A 17,836-nucleotide genomic window follows, 5' to 3' on the forward strand; every position below is an offset into this window, starting at 1 on the left:
GACCCGGTCCGGGGACTGTCCTAGAGCCCTGGCAGCATCGGCTTCGCTGTGCCCCAACATGCGGCTCCGCCGCGTGGCACGCCTCACAGGCAAGAAGAACACGGGAGTAACAACATGAACCGCAGTGAGCTGGTGGCCGCCCTGGCCGACCGCGCCGAGGTGACCCGCAAGGACGCCGACGCCGTGCTGGCCGCGCTCGCCGAGACCGTCGGCGAGATCGTCGCCAAGGGCGACGAGAAGGTCACCATCCCCGGCTTCCTGACCTTCGAGCGCACCCACCGTGCCGCTCGTACCGCTCGTAACCCGCAGACCGGCGACCCGATCCAGATCCCGGCCGGCTACAGCGTGAAGGTCTCCGCGGGCTCCAAGCTCAAGGAAGCCGCCAAGGGCAAGTAACACCCCCTAGGCGACACAGGCTGAACCTTCAGGGGGCGGCCGTCCGGAATACGACGGACGGGCGCCCCCTGTGGTGTGTCCGGATGCCTTACGGGGCCTCTGCGATCCGTACGTCCTCCAGGGAGGCGTACAGGTACGTCCTGGGGCCCGGCTCGATCCCGGGCACCGAGGGGACCGCCAGGAGCCTGCAGCCCGCCGCCAGCGCCGCCTGGGCGCCCGTGGGGGTGTCCTCCACCGCCAGGCACTGCGCCGGGTCCGCGCCGAGCGCCCGCGCGGCGGCCAGGTACGGGTCCGGATGCGGCTTCCCGCGCTCCGTCTCACCCTGCGTGACCGAGGCGGCGAACCGCTCCGCCCCCAGCCCCTTCAGCACCAGGTCCGCCACCTTCCGCTCCGACGCGGTGACCAGCGCGACGGGTACCCCCAGCTCCCGGGCCCGGTCCAGCAGGCGCATCGCCCCCGGCTGGGCGCTCACCCCGGCCGCCACCAGCTCCGTGAACTCCCGGTCCAGGCGCTGCGCCGTGCCGGTGACGCCGTGCCGGTCGGCGAAGAGCGCGGCGGCGGTGTCGATGGCGGCCCCGGCGAAGGGGGCCAGGGTGTCGGGCGTCGGCTCGATGCCGTGCTCCGTCAGCAGGGCGGCGACGACCTCCAGCCACGGGTGCTCGGTGTCGACGAGGGTGCCGTCCATGTCGCAGAGCAGGGCGGCGGGCTTCGGGAGTGCGGGCAGGGTCATGGGCGGCCTCTCGGGTGGTCGCGGGTGGTCGGTTGTCGGTGCGCGCAGTGTGCCGGGGTCACGTGAACACTTGGTGGGTGTACGGGGCAAGGGGTTGGCCGGAGAAGGTTGCCGGTGGGGCGTGCGGGCCCGCCGGGGACGCTGCGGCGGCGGGGCACGGCCCCTGGGTCCCGGGGCGTTGACGGAGCCCCTGGGGCGCTGGATCGTGGACCGGGCCGGGGCCGCCTCAGGTGCGCCCCGGACCAGCGCGCCGGGCGGGGTGAACCGGCGCGCGGACGTGCTAGCGCCGGGGGGCGGCATGGGGGCAGGGAATCGTTCGGGGGACGACGACCGGGGCACGGGGGACGTGCGGGCCGGGGCGGGGGCCGGGGGCGGCGACCGGGAAGCGCGGGACGCGGTGGAGTCCGGGGGTCGGGGGTCGCGGGACGTGCGGGACGGGGGCGGCGACCGGGAAGCGCCGGACGTGCGGGACGGGGTGGAGGCCGGAAACGGCGACCCGGGCGTGCGGGACGCGGTGGACGCTGGGGGCCGGTGGGACCCGCGGGAGCCGAGGGACGCGGTGCAGGACGAGCGGCCGAGGGGAGACGCGTCGTCGCGGGAGCCGGGGCCGGTGGCTTCGGGGCCGGGATACGGGGAGCCGGGGCATGGGGCGACGCCGCCGGAGGCGGAGCGCGGGCCGCAGTCGGCGCAGGCCTCGGTGCCGCCGCCGTTGCCCGCCGGAAGGGAGAGTGCGGGCGAGGCGGTGACTTCCGGGCGGCCAGGCGGGCCTGACGGGGCCTCAGAGGGCCCTGGGGGTGGTGGCGTGCGGGAAGACGGGCCTGACGGGCTCTCAGGGGCCGCTGAGGGCGGTGCTGTGCGGGGGAGCGGGCAGTCCGGCGGGGCCGGGGTGTCCGCCGCCGGGGCGGGGCCCGGCGGGCCGGGCGAGGAGCCTGGGGCCGGTGGGGTGCCTGGGGTGCTGGGGGCGGGGCCGGAGGCTTCCGGCGGGCCGCCCGGGTTCGGGCCGCCCCCGGGACCGGGGACCGGTGTCGTTTCCGGTGCGGAGCGGCCTGTGGGGGCGCCGGGGGCTTTCGGGCCGCCGCCCGTACCGTCGGGTGCGGGTGGCGTGCCGTCCGCCGGGGGGTCTGCGCCGTCGGGTGCGGGTGCCGCGCCACCCGCCGGAGTACAGGGGTTCGGGCCGCCGTCCGTGCCGCCGGGGGCCGGTGTCCCGCCTGCCGGGGGGTCTGCGCCGTCGGGTGCGGGTGGCGTGCCGTCCGCCGGGGCAGCGGGGTTCGGGCCGTCGGGAGTGTCGGCCGGGGGGCCGTCCGGGTTCGGGACGTCGTCCGGGCAGGTGGGTGGGGGGTCGGTGGTGCCTCCGATGCCCGGGAGGGCGCCGGATGTGGGGCCGCCGCCGGAGGCGGATGCGGGGCGGGCCGTCGGGGCGGGGGTGCTGAACCTGTCGGGGCTCGGGCTCGGCTACGTACTCCTGCGGCAGTGGGCGCTCGCCGGAGTGTGCCTGGCGGCCACGGCCGGGCTGCTGGTGCACGCGCTGCCCGCCGACGTCGACGGGGTGTCGGGGTGGGTGGTCCTCGGGTATCTGGTCCTGCTGGTGCTCGCGGCGCTGGACGGGGCGCGGCGGGGGCTGCGGGCGCGGCGGGCGCTGCCGGTGAAGCCGTACGTGGCGGTGGCACTCGGCGTCGTACTGCTGGCCCTGCCCGCGACCGGCACCGTGCTCTACCGGGGCGCCCAGGACGAGGCCGTGCAGGAGATGCTGCTCGCGCGGCTCGCGGAGGCCGACGCGCGGGTGGCGAAGGCGCAGGGGGGCACCTTCGCGCAGGGGAAGGCGGAGTACGGGGCGGCCCTCGCGGCGTACGGGCGGCTCGTCGGGGACCATCCGGGCTCCCGGGCCGCGAAGCTCGTGCCCGGGCGGCTGGAGGCGTACTACCGGGCGGTCGGCGCTCCGTACGAGAAGGGCGAGCGCTGCACGGCGATCGAGCCGCTGACGTACCTGCGCACCGTGCCCGGCCGGGTCGACGCGAACGCGCTCGGCGACCTCGCCGGGTGGCCGGACGCCCGGCTGGCCACGGCGCTGTACGACTGCGGGATGGAGGGGCTGGGAACCTCCGGCGGCGGGCAGTTGGGCGAGCTGATGACGGCCTTCCCCCAGTCGCCGCAGGCGGGGCGCGTGGAGCAGGGGATACGGGCCAGGATCGCGGACCGCAGGAAGAGCCTGGGCGGCCAGGACCCGTGTCCCGTCTCCGCGGAGCTGGAACGCATCCGTACGACCGCGTCCGCCCTGCCCGGCAGCACCGGGACCGCGCTGCGCGGCGACGCCGACGGGGCCGTCGAGGAGGGCACCTGGGAGTGCGGGCTCGACCAGTTCGAGGACAAGGACTTCGCACGGGCCCGTACGACGCTGACCGGCTTCGCCGACACCTACCGCAGCAGCCCGAACGCCGGGCGGGCCCGCACCATCGCCGTCGCCGCCGAGATCGCCGCGGTGCGCCCGGCGGCGGGGAACGCTCTGCCGCGGCAGAGCGCCCCCGGCGGCGCCCGGATGCCGTACGTGATCAGCAACGACTCGACGCGGCCCACCGTGATCCTCTACACCGGGCCGGTCACCGGGAGCTTCACCATGCCGCGCTGCGCCGACTGCACGCCGTACGGCAGCCGGGAGACGGCGCGGCCCTCGGCGTGCAAGGACGGGCGGAAGGCGTACCCGCAGCGCCGGCTGTCGCTGCCCGCCGGGACGTACTACTTCCTGGCGAAGCCCGAGGGGGCGGAGGGGGACGGCGAGGGCGTGCTGGAGAGCTCGGTGCGGCCGGGGTACCGGTACACGCACTGCACGTACCGGGTGAACCGGTTCGGGATCGACCTGCCGAACCTGCCGAGTCCGCCGGGGACGCGGACGGGGTACTGAGGGCCGGGACGGCGTACCGGGTGCTGATACGCCGCCGGGGGCGCCCGCCGCGCTGCTGCGGTGGGCGCCCCCGGTGACGTACGAGAAGGCGGACTGGACGAGGACGGACTAGACGAGCGCGCCGCCCGGCAGTTCGACCTTCGCGCCGAGCTTCTCGAGCTTCTCCATGAAGTTCTCGTAGCCGCGGTTGATCAGGTCGATGCCGTGCACGCGGCTCGTGCCCTGGGCGGCGAGGGCCGCGATCAGGTACGAGAAGCCGCCGCGCAGGTCGGGGATGACCAGGTCGGCGCCCTGGAGCTTGGTGGGTCCCGAGACGACCGCCGAGTGCAGGAAGTTGCGCTGGCCGAAGCGGCAGTCGGAGCCGCCCAGGCACTCGCGGTAGAGCTGGATCTGCGCGCCCATCTGGTTGAGCGCGGAGGTGAAGCCGAGGCGGGACTCGTAGACCGTCTCGTGGACGATCGACAGGCCCGTGGCCTGGGTGAGGGCGACGACCAGCGGCTGCTGCCAGTCGGTCTGGAAGCCGGGGTGGACGTCCGTCTCGAGGGCGATGGACTTGAGCGCGCCGCCCGGGTGCCAGAAGCGGATGCCCTCGTCGTCGATCTCGAAGGCGCCGCCGACCTTGCGGTAGGTGTTGAGGAAGGTCATCATCGAGCGCTGCTGGGCGCCGCGCACGTAGATGTTGCCCTCGGTGGCCAGCGCCGCCGACGCCCAGGAGGCCGCCTCCAGGCGGTCCGGGAGCGCGCGGTGGGTGTAGCCGTCCAGCTTGTCGACGCCGGTGACGCGGATGGTGCGGTCGGTGTCCATCGAGATGATCGCGCCCATCTTCTGCAGGACGCAGATGAGGTCTTCGATCTCGGGTTCGACGGCCGCGTTGGAGAGCTCGGTGACGCCCTCGGCGAGGACGGCGGTGAGCAGGACCTGCTCGGTGGAGCCGACGGAGGGGTACGGGAGGCGGATCTTGCAGCCGCGCAGGCGCTGCGGGGCCTCCAGGTACTGGCCGTCGGCCCGCTTCTCGATGGTCGCGCCGAACTTGCGCAGCACCTCGAAGTGGAAGTCGATGGGGCGTCCGCCGATGTCGCAGCCGCCGAGACCCGGGATGAACGCGTGGCCGAGGCGGTGCAGCAGCGGGCCGCAGAAGAGGATCGGGATGCGCGAGGAGCCCGCGTGCGCGTCGATGTCGGAGACGTTCGCCGACTCCACGTGCGAGGGGTCCAGGATCAGTTCGCCCGGCTCCTCGCCGGGGCGGACCGTGACGCCGTGCAGTTGGAGGAGCCCGCGTACGACGCGTACGTCGCGGATGTCGGGCACATTGCGCAGTCTGCTCGGACCGCTGCCGAGGAGGGCCGCGACCATCGCCTTGGGGACGAGGTTCTTGGCGCCGCGGACGCGGATCTCGCCCTCCAGCGGGGTGCCGCCGTGGACAAGCAGTACATCGTCAGTGCCGGTCATGTATCTCGCGTTCCGGAATCGTCGGGCAGGGGGCCAAGAGGAAAGGGTAATGGGCTGATGCCCCCGTTCAGCGTGTGTGAACGGGGTGGACGTACGTCATGAATTCGCCACAACACGCTCTGTTTCACGGGGATCAGCGGAGGGTTACGGTCCGGTTGTGTGCGGTGGTGCGCGCTCCCGTTGCTGCCGTGCGCCCTGAGCTGGGGGCCTGTTCGGGCTGTCACGGGCTGTCCGCGGAGGGCGATTCTGCGGGATCATGTGGCGCATGACGGAGGTGTCCTCGCTCACAGGGCGGCTGCTGGTGGCGACCCCGGCACTCGCGGACCCGAATTTCGACCGTGCCGTGGTGCTGCTCATCGACCACGACGACAAGGGCTCGCTCGGGGTGGTGCTGAACCGGCCCACGGCGGTGGGGGTGGACCAGATCCTCGCGCCCTGGGCCGAGCTGGCGGGCGCGCCCGGGGTGGTCTTCCGGGGCGGCCCGGTCTCGCAGGACTCGGCGCTGGGGGTGGCGGTGGTGCCGGGGGCGGCGCCGGTGGGGGAGCGGGTCGGGGTCGGGCCGATGGGCTGGCGGCAGGTGCACGGGGCGATCGGGCTGGTCGACCTGGACGCGCCGCCGGAGCTGCTGGCGGCCGCGCTGGGGTCGCTGCGGATCTTCGCGGGGTACGCGGGCTGGGGCCCCGGCCAGCTGGAGGAGGAGCTGAACGAGGGGGCCTGGTACGTCGTCGAGTCGGAGCCGGGGGACGTGTCCTCGCCGCGGCCGGAGGGGCTGTGGCGGGAGGTGCTGCGGCGGCAGCGCAGCGGGCTGGCGATGATCGCGACGTATCCGGACGATCCCTCGCTGAACTAGGTCCGGACGGGTGCGGGGATCCTCCGCCGAACGGGGGCCGGACGGGTGTAGGGATCCTCCGCCGAACGGGGGCCGGACGGGTGCGGGGAGGCCTTGTACCCTTGGCTCGTATGAGCACTCTTGAGCCCGAGCCCGAGCGCGGGGCAGGTACGGGGACACTTGTCGAGCCGGTTCCGCAGACGTCGCGCGGCGACGGGGACCACGAGCGGTTCGCCCATTACGTCCAGAAGGACAAGATCATGGCGAGTGCCCTGGAGGGCACTCCCGTCGTGGCGCTCTGCGGCAAGGTGTGGGTCCCGGGGCGCGATCCGAAGAAGTACCCGGTCTGCCCGATGTGCAAGGAGATCTTCGAGTCCCTTGGCGACAAGGGTGGCAAGGGCGGTAAGGACGGCAAGGGCGACAAGAAGTAGCCCCTCCTGCGCCGTGGGCGCAGGTTTGTAGGTTGGTTGGTTGGTAGGAGGGCGGCCCCCTCGCGGTGCGTTGACGCGCACTGCGAGGGGGCCGCTTTTTGTGTTCCTGGCCCATCCGGCGCCCGTTCAGGGGTTGTTCGAGATCGAGGCGCCGCCTACTCTCCTGCCTGTTGTGTTGTGCAGTACGAAACGTGCGTTGCAGAGAATGCAACGGCGCTTACTCGACAGGGGTTTCCGTACATGAAGCGCATCGTCCGAACGTCCCTGCCCGCGGCGGCACTTGCCCTGACAGGTGTGCTGGCGGCGAGCGCCTGCGCACCGCAGACCTCCGGCGGGGGTGGCGCCAAGAGCGACGAGAAGAGCGGCACGCTGAGGGTCTGGCTGTTCCAGGAGGTCGCCAACGGCCCCAAGAAGAAGGTCGTGGACTCCGCCGTGACCGCCTTCGAGAAGGCGCACGCGGGCACGAAGGTCGAGGTGGAGTACATACCCGTCGACACCCGCGCCCAGCGCATCAAGGCCGCCTTCAACGACCCCAAGAGCGCCCCCGACGTGATCGAGTACGGCAACACCGACACCGCCGGATACGTCCGCGACGGCGGACTCGCCGACGTGAGCGCCGAGTTCGGGGCCTGGGACGAGGCGAAGGACACCGACCCGACGGCCAAGCAGTCCGTCACCGTCGACGGCAAGGTCTACGGGGCGCCGCTCTTCGTGGGCGTGCGCGCGCTGTACTACCGCACCGACGTCCTCAAGGACGCCAAGGTCGACGTGCCCACCACCCAGGCCGAGTTGATCACCGCCGCCAAGGCGCTGCACAAGGCGAAGCCGGAGCTGTACGGGCTGGCCGTCGGCGGCGCGTACACCTACGGCGCGATGCCCTTCGTCTGGGCGAACGGCGGCGAACTCGCCACCGGCAGCGGCTCCTCGTACGAGGCGGCCATCAACAGCGAGGCCGCCCGCAAGGGCATCACCGCCTACACCTCGCTCTTCGGCGACGACAACTGCCCGGCCGCCAAGTGCGCCAAGATGGGCGGCAACGACACCATCACCGCCTTCGCCGCGGGCAAGGCGGCCATGGCGATCGGCGGCGACTTCAGCCACGCGGCCGTCGAGGCGGGCCCGGTGAAGGGCAAGTACGCGGTCGTGCCGCTGCCGGGCCTGGAGAAGGGCTCCGTCGCCCCTGCGTTCGCGGGCGGCAACAACATCGGCGTCATGAAGTCCACCGCGCGCCGCACGCTCGCCGTCGACCTGATGAAGTCGCTGACCTCGAAGAAGACGCAGGGCGAACTCTTCGACGCGATGGGCTTCCTGCCGACCTTCAACGACGTGCGGGGGGCGGCGGCGAAGAAGGAGCCGTTCGTGGCGCCCTTCGTGAAGACGCTCGACTCCGGCACCAAGTTCGTGCCCGCGTCGCCCGGTTGGGGGCAGATCGACGCCTCGCTCGTGCTGCCGACGATGTTCCAGCAGATCGTCAGTGGCAAGAGCGACGTCGTGAAGGCGTCCGACGAGGCGGCGAAGAAGATGGACGAGGCGTTCGGAGCGGCGGCGAAGTGAGCTCCGCAGAAGTGGGCTCCGCGGACGTGGGCTCCGCACCTGTGACTGCTGCTGCGGGGTCGGGCACGGCCGCGGCCTCGGGCACGGCTTCGGGCTCGGCTTCGGCGGACGCGGGAGGGGCCGCTCCGGCGGGGCGCGGGGGCGGGGCCTCGCGCCGTGGGTCCTCGCGCCGTGGGGCCGCGTCCTCGCCGCGCGGGCGGGCCGGGTGGACGCCGTGGCTCTACCTGGCCCCCGCCCTGGTCGTCCTCGCGGCCCTCCTGGTCTACCCGATCTACCAACTTGGCCTGATCTCGTTCCTCGAATACACCCAGGCTCAGGTCAGCGGCGGCGAACCCACCACCTTCCAGGGCTTCGGCAACTACGCGACGCTCTTCGGCGACGGGCAGTTCTGGCAGGTGCTGGGCGCGACGGTGGTCTTCGCCGCCGCGTGCGTCGTGGCGACCCTCGTGGTCGGGTGCGCGCTGGCGGTCCTGCTGACGCGGGTGCGGGCGCTGCCCCGGCTGGCGCTGATGCTGGCGGCGATGGGGGCGTGGGCGACACCCGCGATCACCGGCTCCACGGTGTGGGTGTTCCTCTTCGACCCGGACTACGGGCCGGTCAACCGGCTCCTGGGACTCGGCGACTTCTCCTGGACGTACGGCCGCTACAGCGCCTTCGCGCTCGTACTCCTCGAAGTGGTCTGGTGCTCCTTCCCGTTCGTGATGGTCACCGTGTACGCGGGAATCCGGGCGATCCCGGGGGAGGTGCTGGAGGCGGCGGCGCTGGACGGGGCGTCGCAGTGGAAGATCTGGCGGTCCGTCATGGCGCCGATGCTGCGGCCGATCCTGATCGTGGTCACCATCCAGTCCATCATCTGGGACTTCAAGATCTTTACCCAGGTGTACGTGATGACGGGCGGCGGCGGCATCGCGGGCCAGAACCTCGTGCTGAACGTGTACGCGTACCAGAAGGCCTTCGCCTCCTCGCAGTACAGCCTCGGCTCGGCGATCGGCGTCGTCATGCTGCTGATCCTGCTGGCGGTGACGCTCGTGTACTTGCGGTTGATGAGGCGTCAGGGGGAAGAGCTGTGAGCGCAGTTGACGTGAGCCGGGTGACGGGGGGCGCCGGTACGGAGCGCCCCCGTGCGGGACGGCGGTCGTGGCGGGTGCGGCGGCCGTGGCGGCTCCTCGCCGAGGCGTCGGCGCTGCTGATCGCCGTCGTGGTGGCGTTCCCGCTGTACTGGATGGTGCTGTCGGCCTTCAAACCGGCGGGGGAGGTGCAGTCGACCGAGGCCAGGCCCTGGACGCTGGCGCCGTCGCTGGACTCCTTCCGGCGGGTCTTCGCGCAGGAGGACTTCGGGCGGTACTTCCTCAACAGCCTGCTGGTGGCGGGCTCGGTGGTGGTGCTCTCCGCGCTGATCGCGTTCCTGGCGGCGACCGCGGTGACCCGGTTCCGCTTCCGGTTCCGCACCACGTTGCTGATCATGTTCCTGGTGGCGCAGATGGTGCCGGTCGAGGCGCTGACCATCCCGCTCTTCTTCCTGATGCGGGACTTCGGGCAGCTCAACACCCTCGGCTCGCTGATCCTGCCGCACCTCGCCTTCTCCCTCCCCTTCGCGGTGTGGATGCTGCGCGGCTTCGTGAAGGCGGTGCCGGAGGCGCTGGAGGAGGCGGCCTACCTGGACGGGGCCTCCCGGACCCGCTTCCTGTGGCAGATCCTCTTCCCGCTGGTCTTCCCGGGGCTGGTCGCGACGAGCGTCTTCTCCTTCATCTCGACCTGGAACGACTTCCTCTTCGCGAAGACCTTCCTGATCAGCGACGTCTCGCAGTCGACGCTGCCGATGGCGCTGCTGGTCTTCTTCAAGCCCGACGAGAACGACTGGGGAGGGATCATGGCAGCCTCGACCGTGATGACCGTCCCGGTGCTCGTCTTCTTCGTACTCGTACAACGACGCCTGGTCTCGGGACTGGGCGGAGCGGTCAAGGACTGAACCGGGTGCCCCGCACGGGGCCGACGGACCGATGTCCCGCACGGGACGGACGGACTGATGTCCCGCACGGGACTGATGGGAGTGATGGACGTGGCGGACCTGATACCGGCCCCGGTGGCGGTGCGGGAGTCCCCCGAGGGTTCGGTACGGCTGGACGCGGCGGCCACCGTGCATGCCGCCCCCGGCACCGAGGGCACCGCACGCTGGCTGCGCGGAGTGCTGGGTGCGGCGTTCGGCCTGCCGCTGGACCCGGCGGCGCGGGCCGAGGAGGCGACCGTACGGCTGCGGCTGGACGAGTCACTGGCGGCCGAGGCGTACCGGCTGGACATCGGGCCCGGTGACGGGGATTCACGCGGCGTCGTGCTGCTCACCGGCGGCAGCCCGGCCGGTGTCTTCTGGGGCGCCCAGACGCTGCGGCAGCTCCTGGGGGCGCAGGCATTCCGCAACGCGCCGCCGGCCGAGGCGGAAGCGGTGCTTCCGTATCAGCGCGTCGAGGACGCACCGCGCTTCGGCTGGCGCGGCATGATGCTGGACGTGGCCCGGCACTTCATGCCGAAGGACGACGTCCTGCGCTACCTCGACCTGCTCGCCGCGCACAAGCTGAACGTCTTCCACTTCCACCTCACCGACGACCAGGGCTGGCGCATCGAGATCAAGCGCCACCCCCGCCTCACCGAGGTCGGCTCCTGGCGGCCGCGCTCCAAGTGGGGCCACCGGGCGTCGGAGTTGTGGAACGACACCCCGCACGGCGGCTTCTACACCCAGGACGACATCCGCGAGATCGTCGCGTACGCCCACGCCCGGCACATCACCGTCGTCCCCGAGATCGACATCCCGGGCCACTCCCAGGCCGCCATCGCCGCGTACCCGGAACTCGGCAACACCGACGTCGTCGACACGTCGGCGCTGGGCGTCTGGGACACCTGGGGCATCAACCCCAACATCCTCGCCCCGACCGACCGGGTCCTGCGCTTCTACGAGGAGGTCTTCGAGGAGGTACTCGCCCTCTTCCCCTCGCAGTTCGTGCACATCGGCGGCGACGAGGCCCCCAAGGACCAGTGGAAGCAGTCGCCGACCGCCCAGGCCCGGATCAAGGAACTCGGCCTGGCCGACGAGGACGAGCTCCAGTCCTGGTTCATCCGGCACTTCGACAGCTGGCTCGCCGGGCGCGGCCGCCGCCTGATCGGCTGGGACGAGATCCTGGAGGGCGGCCTCGCCCCGGGCGCCGCCGTCTCCTCCTGGCGGGGCTACGCGGGCGGCATCGCGGCCGCCAAGTCCGGCCACGACGTGGTGATGTGCCCCGAGCAGCAGGTCTACCTGGACCACCGCCAGCACGGCGGCCCCGACGAGCCGATGCCCATCGGCTACGTCCGCACCCTGGAGGACGTCTACCGCTTCGAGCCCGTCCCGCCGGAGCTCTCGGCCGAGGAGGCCCGGCACGTCCTGGGCACCCAGGCCAACGTGTGGACCGAGGTGATGGAGAACCGCCGCCGGGTCGACTACCAGGTCTTCCCCCGCCTCGCCGCCTTCGCCGAGGTCGCCTGGTCGGCCCTGCCCGCCCCGGCCGAACGGGACTTCGCCGCCTTCGCCTCCCGGATGACCGAGCACTACGCCCGCCTCGACGCGCTCGGCGTCGACTACCGGCCGCCCGCCGGGCCCCGGCCCGAACAGCGGCGACCCGGCGTGATCGGACGCCCGATCGAGGGGTCGCCCCCAAACGTGTGAGCCGCGTGGCCAGATGCGTGTCCTGCGCGCCCGGCCCTGGGACCGTTCCCCTGGAACCGTCCCGGGGCCTTTCCCGTGCCGTCGGCGTCGGCACGGGCGTCGGCGCGGGCGTCGCACGGGCGTCGGTATGGGCGTCGGTGTCGGCGTCCGGGGCGATCGGTTGGTCGGTCGTGCGGCGCCCCCAAGCTGTGCAATCTTGAACAACTGCCGTGAAGGGTGCGGAGATGCCCGAATGATCCGAAGCATCCCTATGTGGTCAATCCGGCCTCTTCGGGAGGAGCGGGTCATAGGGGCATCACGTCCCGGTGCGCGGCGGGAAGTCCCAGGGCGGACCCTCGCGTCGGGCCGATTCGAAGATGTGCCAGAGTTGCCACGTCCGGGCCGGGAGCACGTACCGTACGGCGCAACAAGGCGGGACACCGGGAAGGGGCAGCTGGGTTGACCACGCACGCACCGCAGGCGGCGCAGTCGGTGACGCTGCCTGCCTCGCTCGACGAGGCCGTGGCGGCTCTCACCGCCATGCCCGCCGCCGTGCCCGTCGCGGGCGGCACCGACCTGATGGCCGCCGTGAACTCCGGGCACCTGCGCCCCTCCGGGCTGGTCGGCCTCGGCCGGATCAGCGAGATCCGGGGCTGGCAGTACCAGGACGGGCACGCCCTCCTCGGCGCCGGACTCACCCACGCCCGCATGGGCCGACCGGACTTCGCCGCCCTCATCCCCGCCCTCGCCGCCGCCTCCCGCGCCGCGGGCCCGCCGCAGATCCGCAACGCCGGAACACTCGGCGGCAACATCGTCACCGCCGCACCGACCGGCGACTCCCTGCCGGTGCTGGCCGCTCTGGAGGCGACCCTGGTCGTCGCGGGCCCCGGCGGCCAGCGTGACATCCCGGTCTCCCATCTCCTGGCCGGGCGCGCGATGCTGGAACCCGGCGAGCTCATCGCCTTCGTCCGCGCGCCTCTCCTGCACGCCCCGCAGGTCTTCTACAAGGCCACCGGCCGCACCGGCCCCGGCCGTGCCACGGCCTCGGTCGCCCTCGTCCTGGACCCGGCCCGGCGCGGGGTGCGCTGCGCGGTGGGCGCGATCGCGCAGATGCCGCTGCGCCCCCTGGAGGCCGAGGCGTGGATCGCCTCGCTCATCGACTGGGACGGCGAACGGCGCCTCGCCCCGGAGGCCTGCGAGGCGTTCGGCGAGTACGTCGCCGCCGCCTGCATCCCGGACCCGCCCCAGCCGGTGGACGGGGGAGAGGCACAACCGCTGCCCCCCGCCGTACTGCACCTGCGGCGCACGGTCGCCGCGCTGGCCCGACGAGCACTGGGGAGGGCGCTGTCGTGACGGACAACACCGAGCACACCGATCACGCCGAGCACACCGGTCACACCGATCGCTCCGGGGAGCCGGAGAACACCGGGCACGGTGGCGGTCCCGGGCACGGCGGCAGCGGCGCCGGGCAGGGTGACGGTGGCAACGGCCACCAGCAGCCCCACGCCCCGGCGCTGGGCCTCGCCTCCCACGGCTGGCAGCCGACGCCGCAGGGCGGTGAGTACGACGCCGACGCCACGGCGTTCGTCCAGCTGCCCGAAGGCTTCGACTTCAGCGGCAATGGCACCGGCACCCCGCTCGCCGCCCCCGGCCACGACTACGTGCCCCCGCACATCACGGCCCCCCTGGAGACCGGCACCTGGAACGTCCACCTCCACCAGGACCCCCAGCCCTACCAGGACCCTCAGGGACAGGGGCAGCTGGGGCAGGACCGGGGTCAGCCGTCCTACGGCACGCCGCCCCACGGCGTGCCGGGGTACGGCGAGTTGGCGCAGGGTGACCACGAACACGGCCACGGACACGGGCACGGGCACGGCGTTCCCGGCGTGCAGGCCCACCGGCCGTCCGCCGCCCCGGGCTGGCCGGAGGCAGGCCACGACGCGGGTGCCACGAGCCAGTGGAACTTCACCGAGGCCCTCGACGCCGGTCCCGCCGCCTCCGACGCGCGACCCGCCGTCTCAGGCCAGGGCCCCGGCACCGACGGAGCCGGCGCGCCCACGGGCCAGTGGGCGATGCCCTTCACCGACGACGAATCCCGGGACGACTCGGGCGAGTACCCGGCCCTCGGGCCCACACCGTCGACTTCGGACGCCGGGGGAGCGCCACACGGCGAAGGTGCGTCGTACACCGAGGATGCGCCGCACGCGCCGCACGCGCCGCACGCGCCGCACGCGCCGCACACGTCCGCCGAACACGTCGAGCCGTCCGGCCTGTCCGCGCTGCCCGGCCCGTCCGGCCCGTCCGCGCCGTCCGGCCAGGGGACCGTCCCCGGAAGCCCGGTGCCTCCGGCGCCCTGGCAGATGCAGGGCGCTCCCGCGACCCTCCCCGGTGGCGCCCCCGCGCCCTGGGCACTTCCGGCCGCCCAGCCCGCCGGTGTTTCCGCTCCCGAGGACGAGCCCACCCCGGGCGAGGGCACCACACACCCGGTTCCCGCACAGGGCCCCTTCGGTGGCCCCCAGGAGCCCCCGACCGCCACCCCGGCCGCCGGAACCTCCCTCCCGGCACCCGACTCCGCGCCGGTCCCGGACGCCTCTGCCCCCGCAGCCGACCCCGACGCCCCCGAGCCGACCGACGTCCACGCCGGTGACGATGCCTCGGAGGCCCGGACCGTCGAGCCGGCCGACGCCCCCGACGGCGAGACCGCGCCCGAGGACAACACGGACGTGGCCGCCACGACGGATCCCCCCGCCGCCCCGGACGTACCGACCGGCGAAGCGACGGCGCTCCCCGAGGCCCCTCACGAGGCCCCGACCGCCGACGATGAGGTCGAGACGCCCGACCTCGTCGCCGGTCACGGCACCGAGTACGTCCCCGACTCCGGTCCCACCGCCTCCCCGGAGTCGGACTTCGCACCGTCCTATGCCGCTCCGCACGAGCCCCCGCCCTTCCACGATGCACCCAGCGAACACCCCAGCGCCTCCTACGTGCTGCGGGTCAACGGCGCCGACCGGCCCGTCACCGACGCCTGGATCGGCGAGTCGCTCCTGTACGTCCTGCGCGAGCGCCTCGGCCTCGCCGGTGCCAAGGACGGCTGCTCCCAGGGTGAGTGCGGCGCCTGTGCCGTCCAGGTCGACGGACGCCTCGTCGCCTCCTGTCTGGTGCCCGCGGCCACCACCGCCGGCTCCGAGGTCCGTACCGTCGAGGGCCTGGCCACCGACGGCGAACCCTCCGACGTCCAGCGGGCCCTGGCCAACTGCGGCGCCGTCCAGTGCGGCTTCTGCATCCCCGGCATGGCCATGACGGTGCACGACCTGCTCGAAGGCAACCACGCGCCGACCGAGCTGGAGACCCGGCAGGCCCTGTGCGGCAACCTCTGCCGCTGCTCCGGCTACCGCGGCGTCCTGGAAGCCGTACGTGACGTCGTCGCCGAACGCGAGGCGAGCGCCGAAGCCGCCGCCAGCGGCCACACCTCGGACGAGGCGCGTATCCCGCACCAGGCGCCCCCCGGCGCGGGCAGCGCCCAGCACACCCTTCACCACCCGCACGACGGAGGCATGGCGTGAGCAACGACGCGGCCACCGCGACCGCAGCGGTCGGCGGCACGCAGCAGGAACAGCCCGCCCACGGCCTCGGCGCCTCGCTCCCCGCGGCCGACGCCCGCGCCAAGACCGAGGGCACCTTCCCGTACGCGGCCGACCTGTGGGCCGAGGGCCTGCTGTGGGCCGCGATCCTGCGCTCCCCGCACGCACACGCCCGCATCCTCTCCGTCGACACGTCCGCCGCGGCCGCCATGCCGGGCGTGCGCGCCGTCGTCACCCACACCGACGTCCCCGGCGACCCGCACTACGGCCGGAAGATCGTCGACCGGCCGGTCTTCGCGTACGACGTGGTCCGCCACCACGGCGAGCCGATCGCCGCCGTCGCCGCCGACCACCCCGACACCGCCCGGCTCGCGGCCGCCGCGATCGCCGTCGAGTACGAGGTCCTGGAACCGGTCACCGACCCCGAGCAGGCCTTCGCCGCCGAACCCCTGCACCCCGACGGCAACCTGATCCGGCACATCCCGCTCAGCTTCGGCGACCCCGAGGCCAGTGGCGAGGTCGTCGTCGAGGGCCTGTACCGGATCGGCCGCCAGGACCCGGCCCCCATCGGCGCCGAGGCCGGGCTCGCCGTGCCCCGCCCCGACGGTGGCGTCGAGATCTACACCGCCTCCACCGACCCGCACACCGACCGCGACCTCGCCGCCGCCAGCTTCGGCCTGGACCGCGAACGGGTGAAGATCGTCGTCACCGGTGTCCCCGGCGCCACCGGCGACCGCGAGGACGCGGGCTTCCAACTCCCGCTCGGCCTGTTGGCACTGCGCACCGGCTGCCCGGTGAAGCTGGCCGCGACCCGCGAGGAGTCCTTCCTCGGCCACGCCCACCGCCACCCGACCCTGCTGCGCTACCGCCACCACGCGGACGCCGACGGCCGCCTGGTCAAGGTCGAGGCGCAGATCCTGCTCGACGCGGGCGCGTACGCCGACGACTCCTCCGAGTCCCTCGCCGCCGCCGTGTCCTTCGCCTGCGGCCCCTATGTCGTTCCGCACGCCTTCATCGAGGGCTGGGCCGTCCGCACCAACAACCCTCCGTCCGGCCACGTCCGGGGCGAGGGCGCCCTCCAGGTGTGCGCCGCGTACGAGGGGCAGATGGACAAGCTCGCCGCGAAGCTGGGCCTGGAGCCCGCCGAGCTGCGCATGCGCAACGTCCTGGCCACGGGCGACCTGCTGCCGACCGGCCAGACCGTCACCTGCCCGGCCCCCGTCGCCGAACTCCTGCGTGCAGTACGGGACTTCCCGCTTCCCACGCTCCCCAAGGACTCCCCGGAGGAGGGCTGGCTGCTCCCCGGCGGCCCGGAGGGTGCGGGTGAGCCGAGCGCTGTGCGCCGAGGCGTCGGCTACGCCCTGGGCATGGTGCACATGCTCGGCGCGGAGGGCGCCGACGAGGTCTCCACCGCCACCGTGAAGGTCCACGACGGCATCGCCACCGTCATCTGCGCCGCCGTCGAAACCGGCCAGGGCTTCTCGACGCTGGCCCGCCAGATCGTCCAGGAGACCCTGGGCATCGACGAGGTGCACGTCGCCTCGGTCGACACCGACCAGCCCCCGGCAGGGCCGGCCACCCACGGCCGCCACACCTGGGTGTCCGGCGGAGCCGTCGAGCGGGCCGCGAAGATGGTCCGCACCCAGCTCCTCCAGCCGCTGGCCCACAAGTTCGGCATGTCCACCGAACTCCTCTCCATCGCCGACGGCAAGATCACCTCCTACGACGGCGTCCTGAGCACCACTGTCACCGAGGCCATGGACGGCAAGGAACTGTGGGCCACCGCCCAGTGCCGCCCGCACCCCACCGAGCCCCTGGACGACACCGGGCAGGGCGACGCCTTCGTCGGACTCGCCTTCTGCGCGGTGCGCGCGGTCGTGGACGTCGACATCGAACTCGGCTCCATCCGGGTGGTGGAGATGGCCGTCGCCCAGGACGTCGGCCGCGTCCTCAACCCGGCACAGCTCGCCGCCCGCATCGAAGCCGGAGTCACCCAGGGCGTCGGGGCCGCCCTGACGGAGAACCTCCGTACCCCACGAGGCCTGGTGCGCCACCCCAACCTCACGCACTACGCCCTGCCGACGGCCCTGGACGCCCCGGACATCCGGATCGTGAAGCTGGTCGAGGAGCGCGACGTCGTCGCCCCCTTCGGCGCCAAGGCGGCCAGTGCGGTGCCCGTCGTCACCTCGCCCGCCGCGGTCGCCTCGGCGGTCCGGGCCGCCACCGGCCGGCCCGTCAACCGGCTGCCGATCAGGCCCCAGGCGGCTGTCAGCAACCCCTAGCCGCCTGCTGCTCGC

At 73.4% G+C, this 17,836-nt stretch carries 13 protein-coding genes; 11 read left to right on the plus strand and 2 right to left on the minus strand.

The genetic code is table 11. The annotated features are described in order from the left end of the window. The first annotated feature begins 114 nt into the window (after positions 1 to 114). Positions 115 to 396 carry an HU family DNA-binding protein gene (locus tag ACIO3O_RS18045; RefSeq protein WP_003954777.1) on the plus strand — a complete coding sequence of 94 codons (282 nt, stop codon included), beginning with the start codon at positions 115 to 117 and terminating at the stop codon, positions 394 to 396. A gap of 88 nt (positions 397 to 484) precedes the next feature. Here the strand turns inward: ACIO3O_RS18045 and ACIO3O_RS18050 are convergent, their stop codons facing one another. Beyond that, entirely contained in the window at positions 485 to 1,126 is a 642-nt protein-coding gene (locus ACIO3O_RS18050) for an HAD family hydrolase (protein WP_401746659.1), read from the minus strand. Between the two features lie 1,354 nt (positions 1,127 to 2,480). Here ACIO3O_RS18050 and ACIO3O_RS18055 point away from each other — a divergent pair. After that, complete coding sequence (locus ACIO3O_RS18055) at positions 2,481 to 4,022, plus strand: hypothetical protein (protein ID WP_401746661.1); 1,542 nt, start codon at positions 2,481 to 2,483, stop codon at positions 4,020 to 4,022. Between the two features lie 108 nt (positions 4,023 to 4,130). On the opposite strand, the gene murA is transcribed toward ACIO3O_RS18055, so the two are convergent. Continuing rightward, complete coding sequence (gene murA / locus ACIO3O_RS18060; RefSeq protein ID WP_401746663.1) at positions 4,131 to 5,471, minus strand: UDP-N-acetylglucosamine 1-carboxyvinyltransferase; 1,341 nt, start codon at positions 5,469 to 5,471, stop codon at positions 4,131 to 4,133. 265 nt (positions 5,472 to 5,736) lie between these two features. On the opposite strand from murA, the gene ACIO3O_RS18065 reads away from it, so the two are divergent. The 9 genes from ACIO3O_RS18065 to ACIO3O_RS18105 all read left to right on the plus strand — a co-directional run bounded on the left by ACIO3O_RS18065 (position 5,737) and on the right by ACIO3O_RS18105 (position 17,821). Beyond that, positions 5,737 to 6,321 carry a YqgE/AlgH family protein gene (locus tag ACIO3O_RS18065; RefSeq protein ID WP_401746666.1) on the plus strand — a complete coding sequence of 195 codons (585 nt, stop codon included), beginning with the start codon at positions 5,737 to 5,739 and terminating at the stop codon, positions 6,319 to 6,321. Positions 6,322 to 6,431: 110 nt separating this feature from the next. After that, positions 6,432 to 6,731, plus strand: coding sequence for a DUF3039 domain-containing protein (locus ACIO3O_RS18070; protein WP_189823955.1), 300 nt, complete (start codon positions 6,432 to 6,434; stop codon positions 6,729 to 6,731). Between the two features lie 240 nt (positions 6,732 to 6,971). Then, positions 6,972 to 8,285: an extracellular solute-binding protein gene (locus ACIO3O_RS18075; RefSeq protein ID WP_401746669.1), complete on the plus strand. Its 1,314-nt coding sequence runs from the start codon at positions 6,972 to 6,974 to the stop codon at positions 8,283 to 8,285. Positions 8,286 to 8,326: 41 nt separating this feature from the next. Next, positions 8,327 to 9,355 carry a carbohydrate ABC transporter permease gene (locus ACIO3O_RS18080; protein ID WP_401747126.1) on the plus strand — a complete coding sequence of 343 codons (1,029 nt, stop codon included), beginning with the start codon at positions 8,327 to 8,329 and terminating at the stop codon, positions 9,353 to 9,355. An 11-nt stretch (positions 9,356 to 9,366) separates the two neighbouring features. Further along, positions 9,367 to 10,254, plus strand: a complete 888-nt coding sequence (locus ACIO3O_RS18085; RefSeq protein WP_401747128.1) for a carbohydrate ABC transporter permease — start codon at positions 9,367 to 9,369, stop codon at positions 10,252 to 10,254. 84 nt (positions 10,255 to 10,338) lie between these two features. Beyond that, a complete protein-coding gene (locus ACIO3O_RS18090; RefSeq protein ID WP_401747130.1) occupies positions 10,339 to 11,979 on the plus strand; it encodes a beta-N-acetylhexosaminidase in 1,641 nt (546 codons plus the stop codon). Between the two features lie 438 nt (positions 11,980 to 12,417). Continuing rightward, positions 12,418 to 13,311 carry an FAD binding domain-containing protein gene (locus ACIO3O_RS18095; protein ID WP_401746671.1) on the plus strand — a complete coding sequence of 298 codons (894 nt, stop codon included), beginning with the start codon at positions 12,418 to 12,420 and terminating at the stop codon, positions 13,309 to 13,311. Beyond that, positions 13,308 to 15,521 (plus strand): 2Fe-2S iron-sulfur cluster-binding protein, encoded by a 2,214-nt coding sequence (locus ACIO3O_RS18100; protein WP_401746674.1) that lies wholly within the window; start codon positions 13,308 to 13,310, stop codon positions 15,519 to 15,521. Before ACIO3O_RS18095 ends, ACIO3O_RS18100 begins: the two co-directional genes overlap by 4 nt. Beyond that, positions 15,518 to 17,821, plus strand: coding sequence for a xanthine dehydrogenase family protein molybdopterin-binding subunit (locus ACIO3O_RS18105; protein WP_401746677.1), 2,304 nt, complete (start codon positions 15,518 to 15,520; stop codon positions 17,819 to 17,821). Before ACIO3O_RS18100 ends, ACIO3O_RS18105 begins: the two co-directional genes overlap by 4 nt. Positions 17,822 to 17,836 lie beyond the last annotated feature (15 nt).

It is taken from the genome of Streptomyces sp. NPDC087440 (assembly GCF_044744005.1).
Lineage (GTDB): Bacteria > Actinomycetota > Actinomycetes > Streptomycetales > Streptomycetaceae > Streptomyces.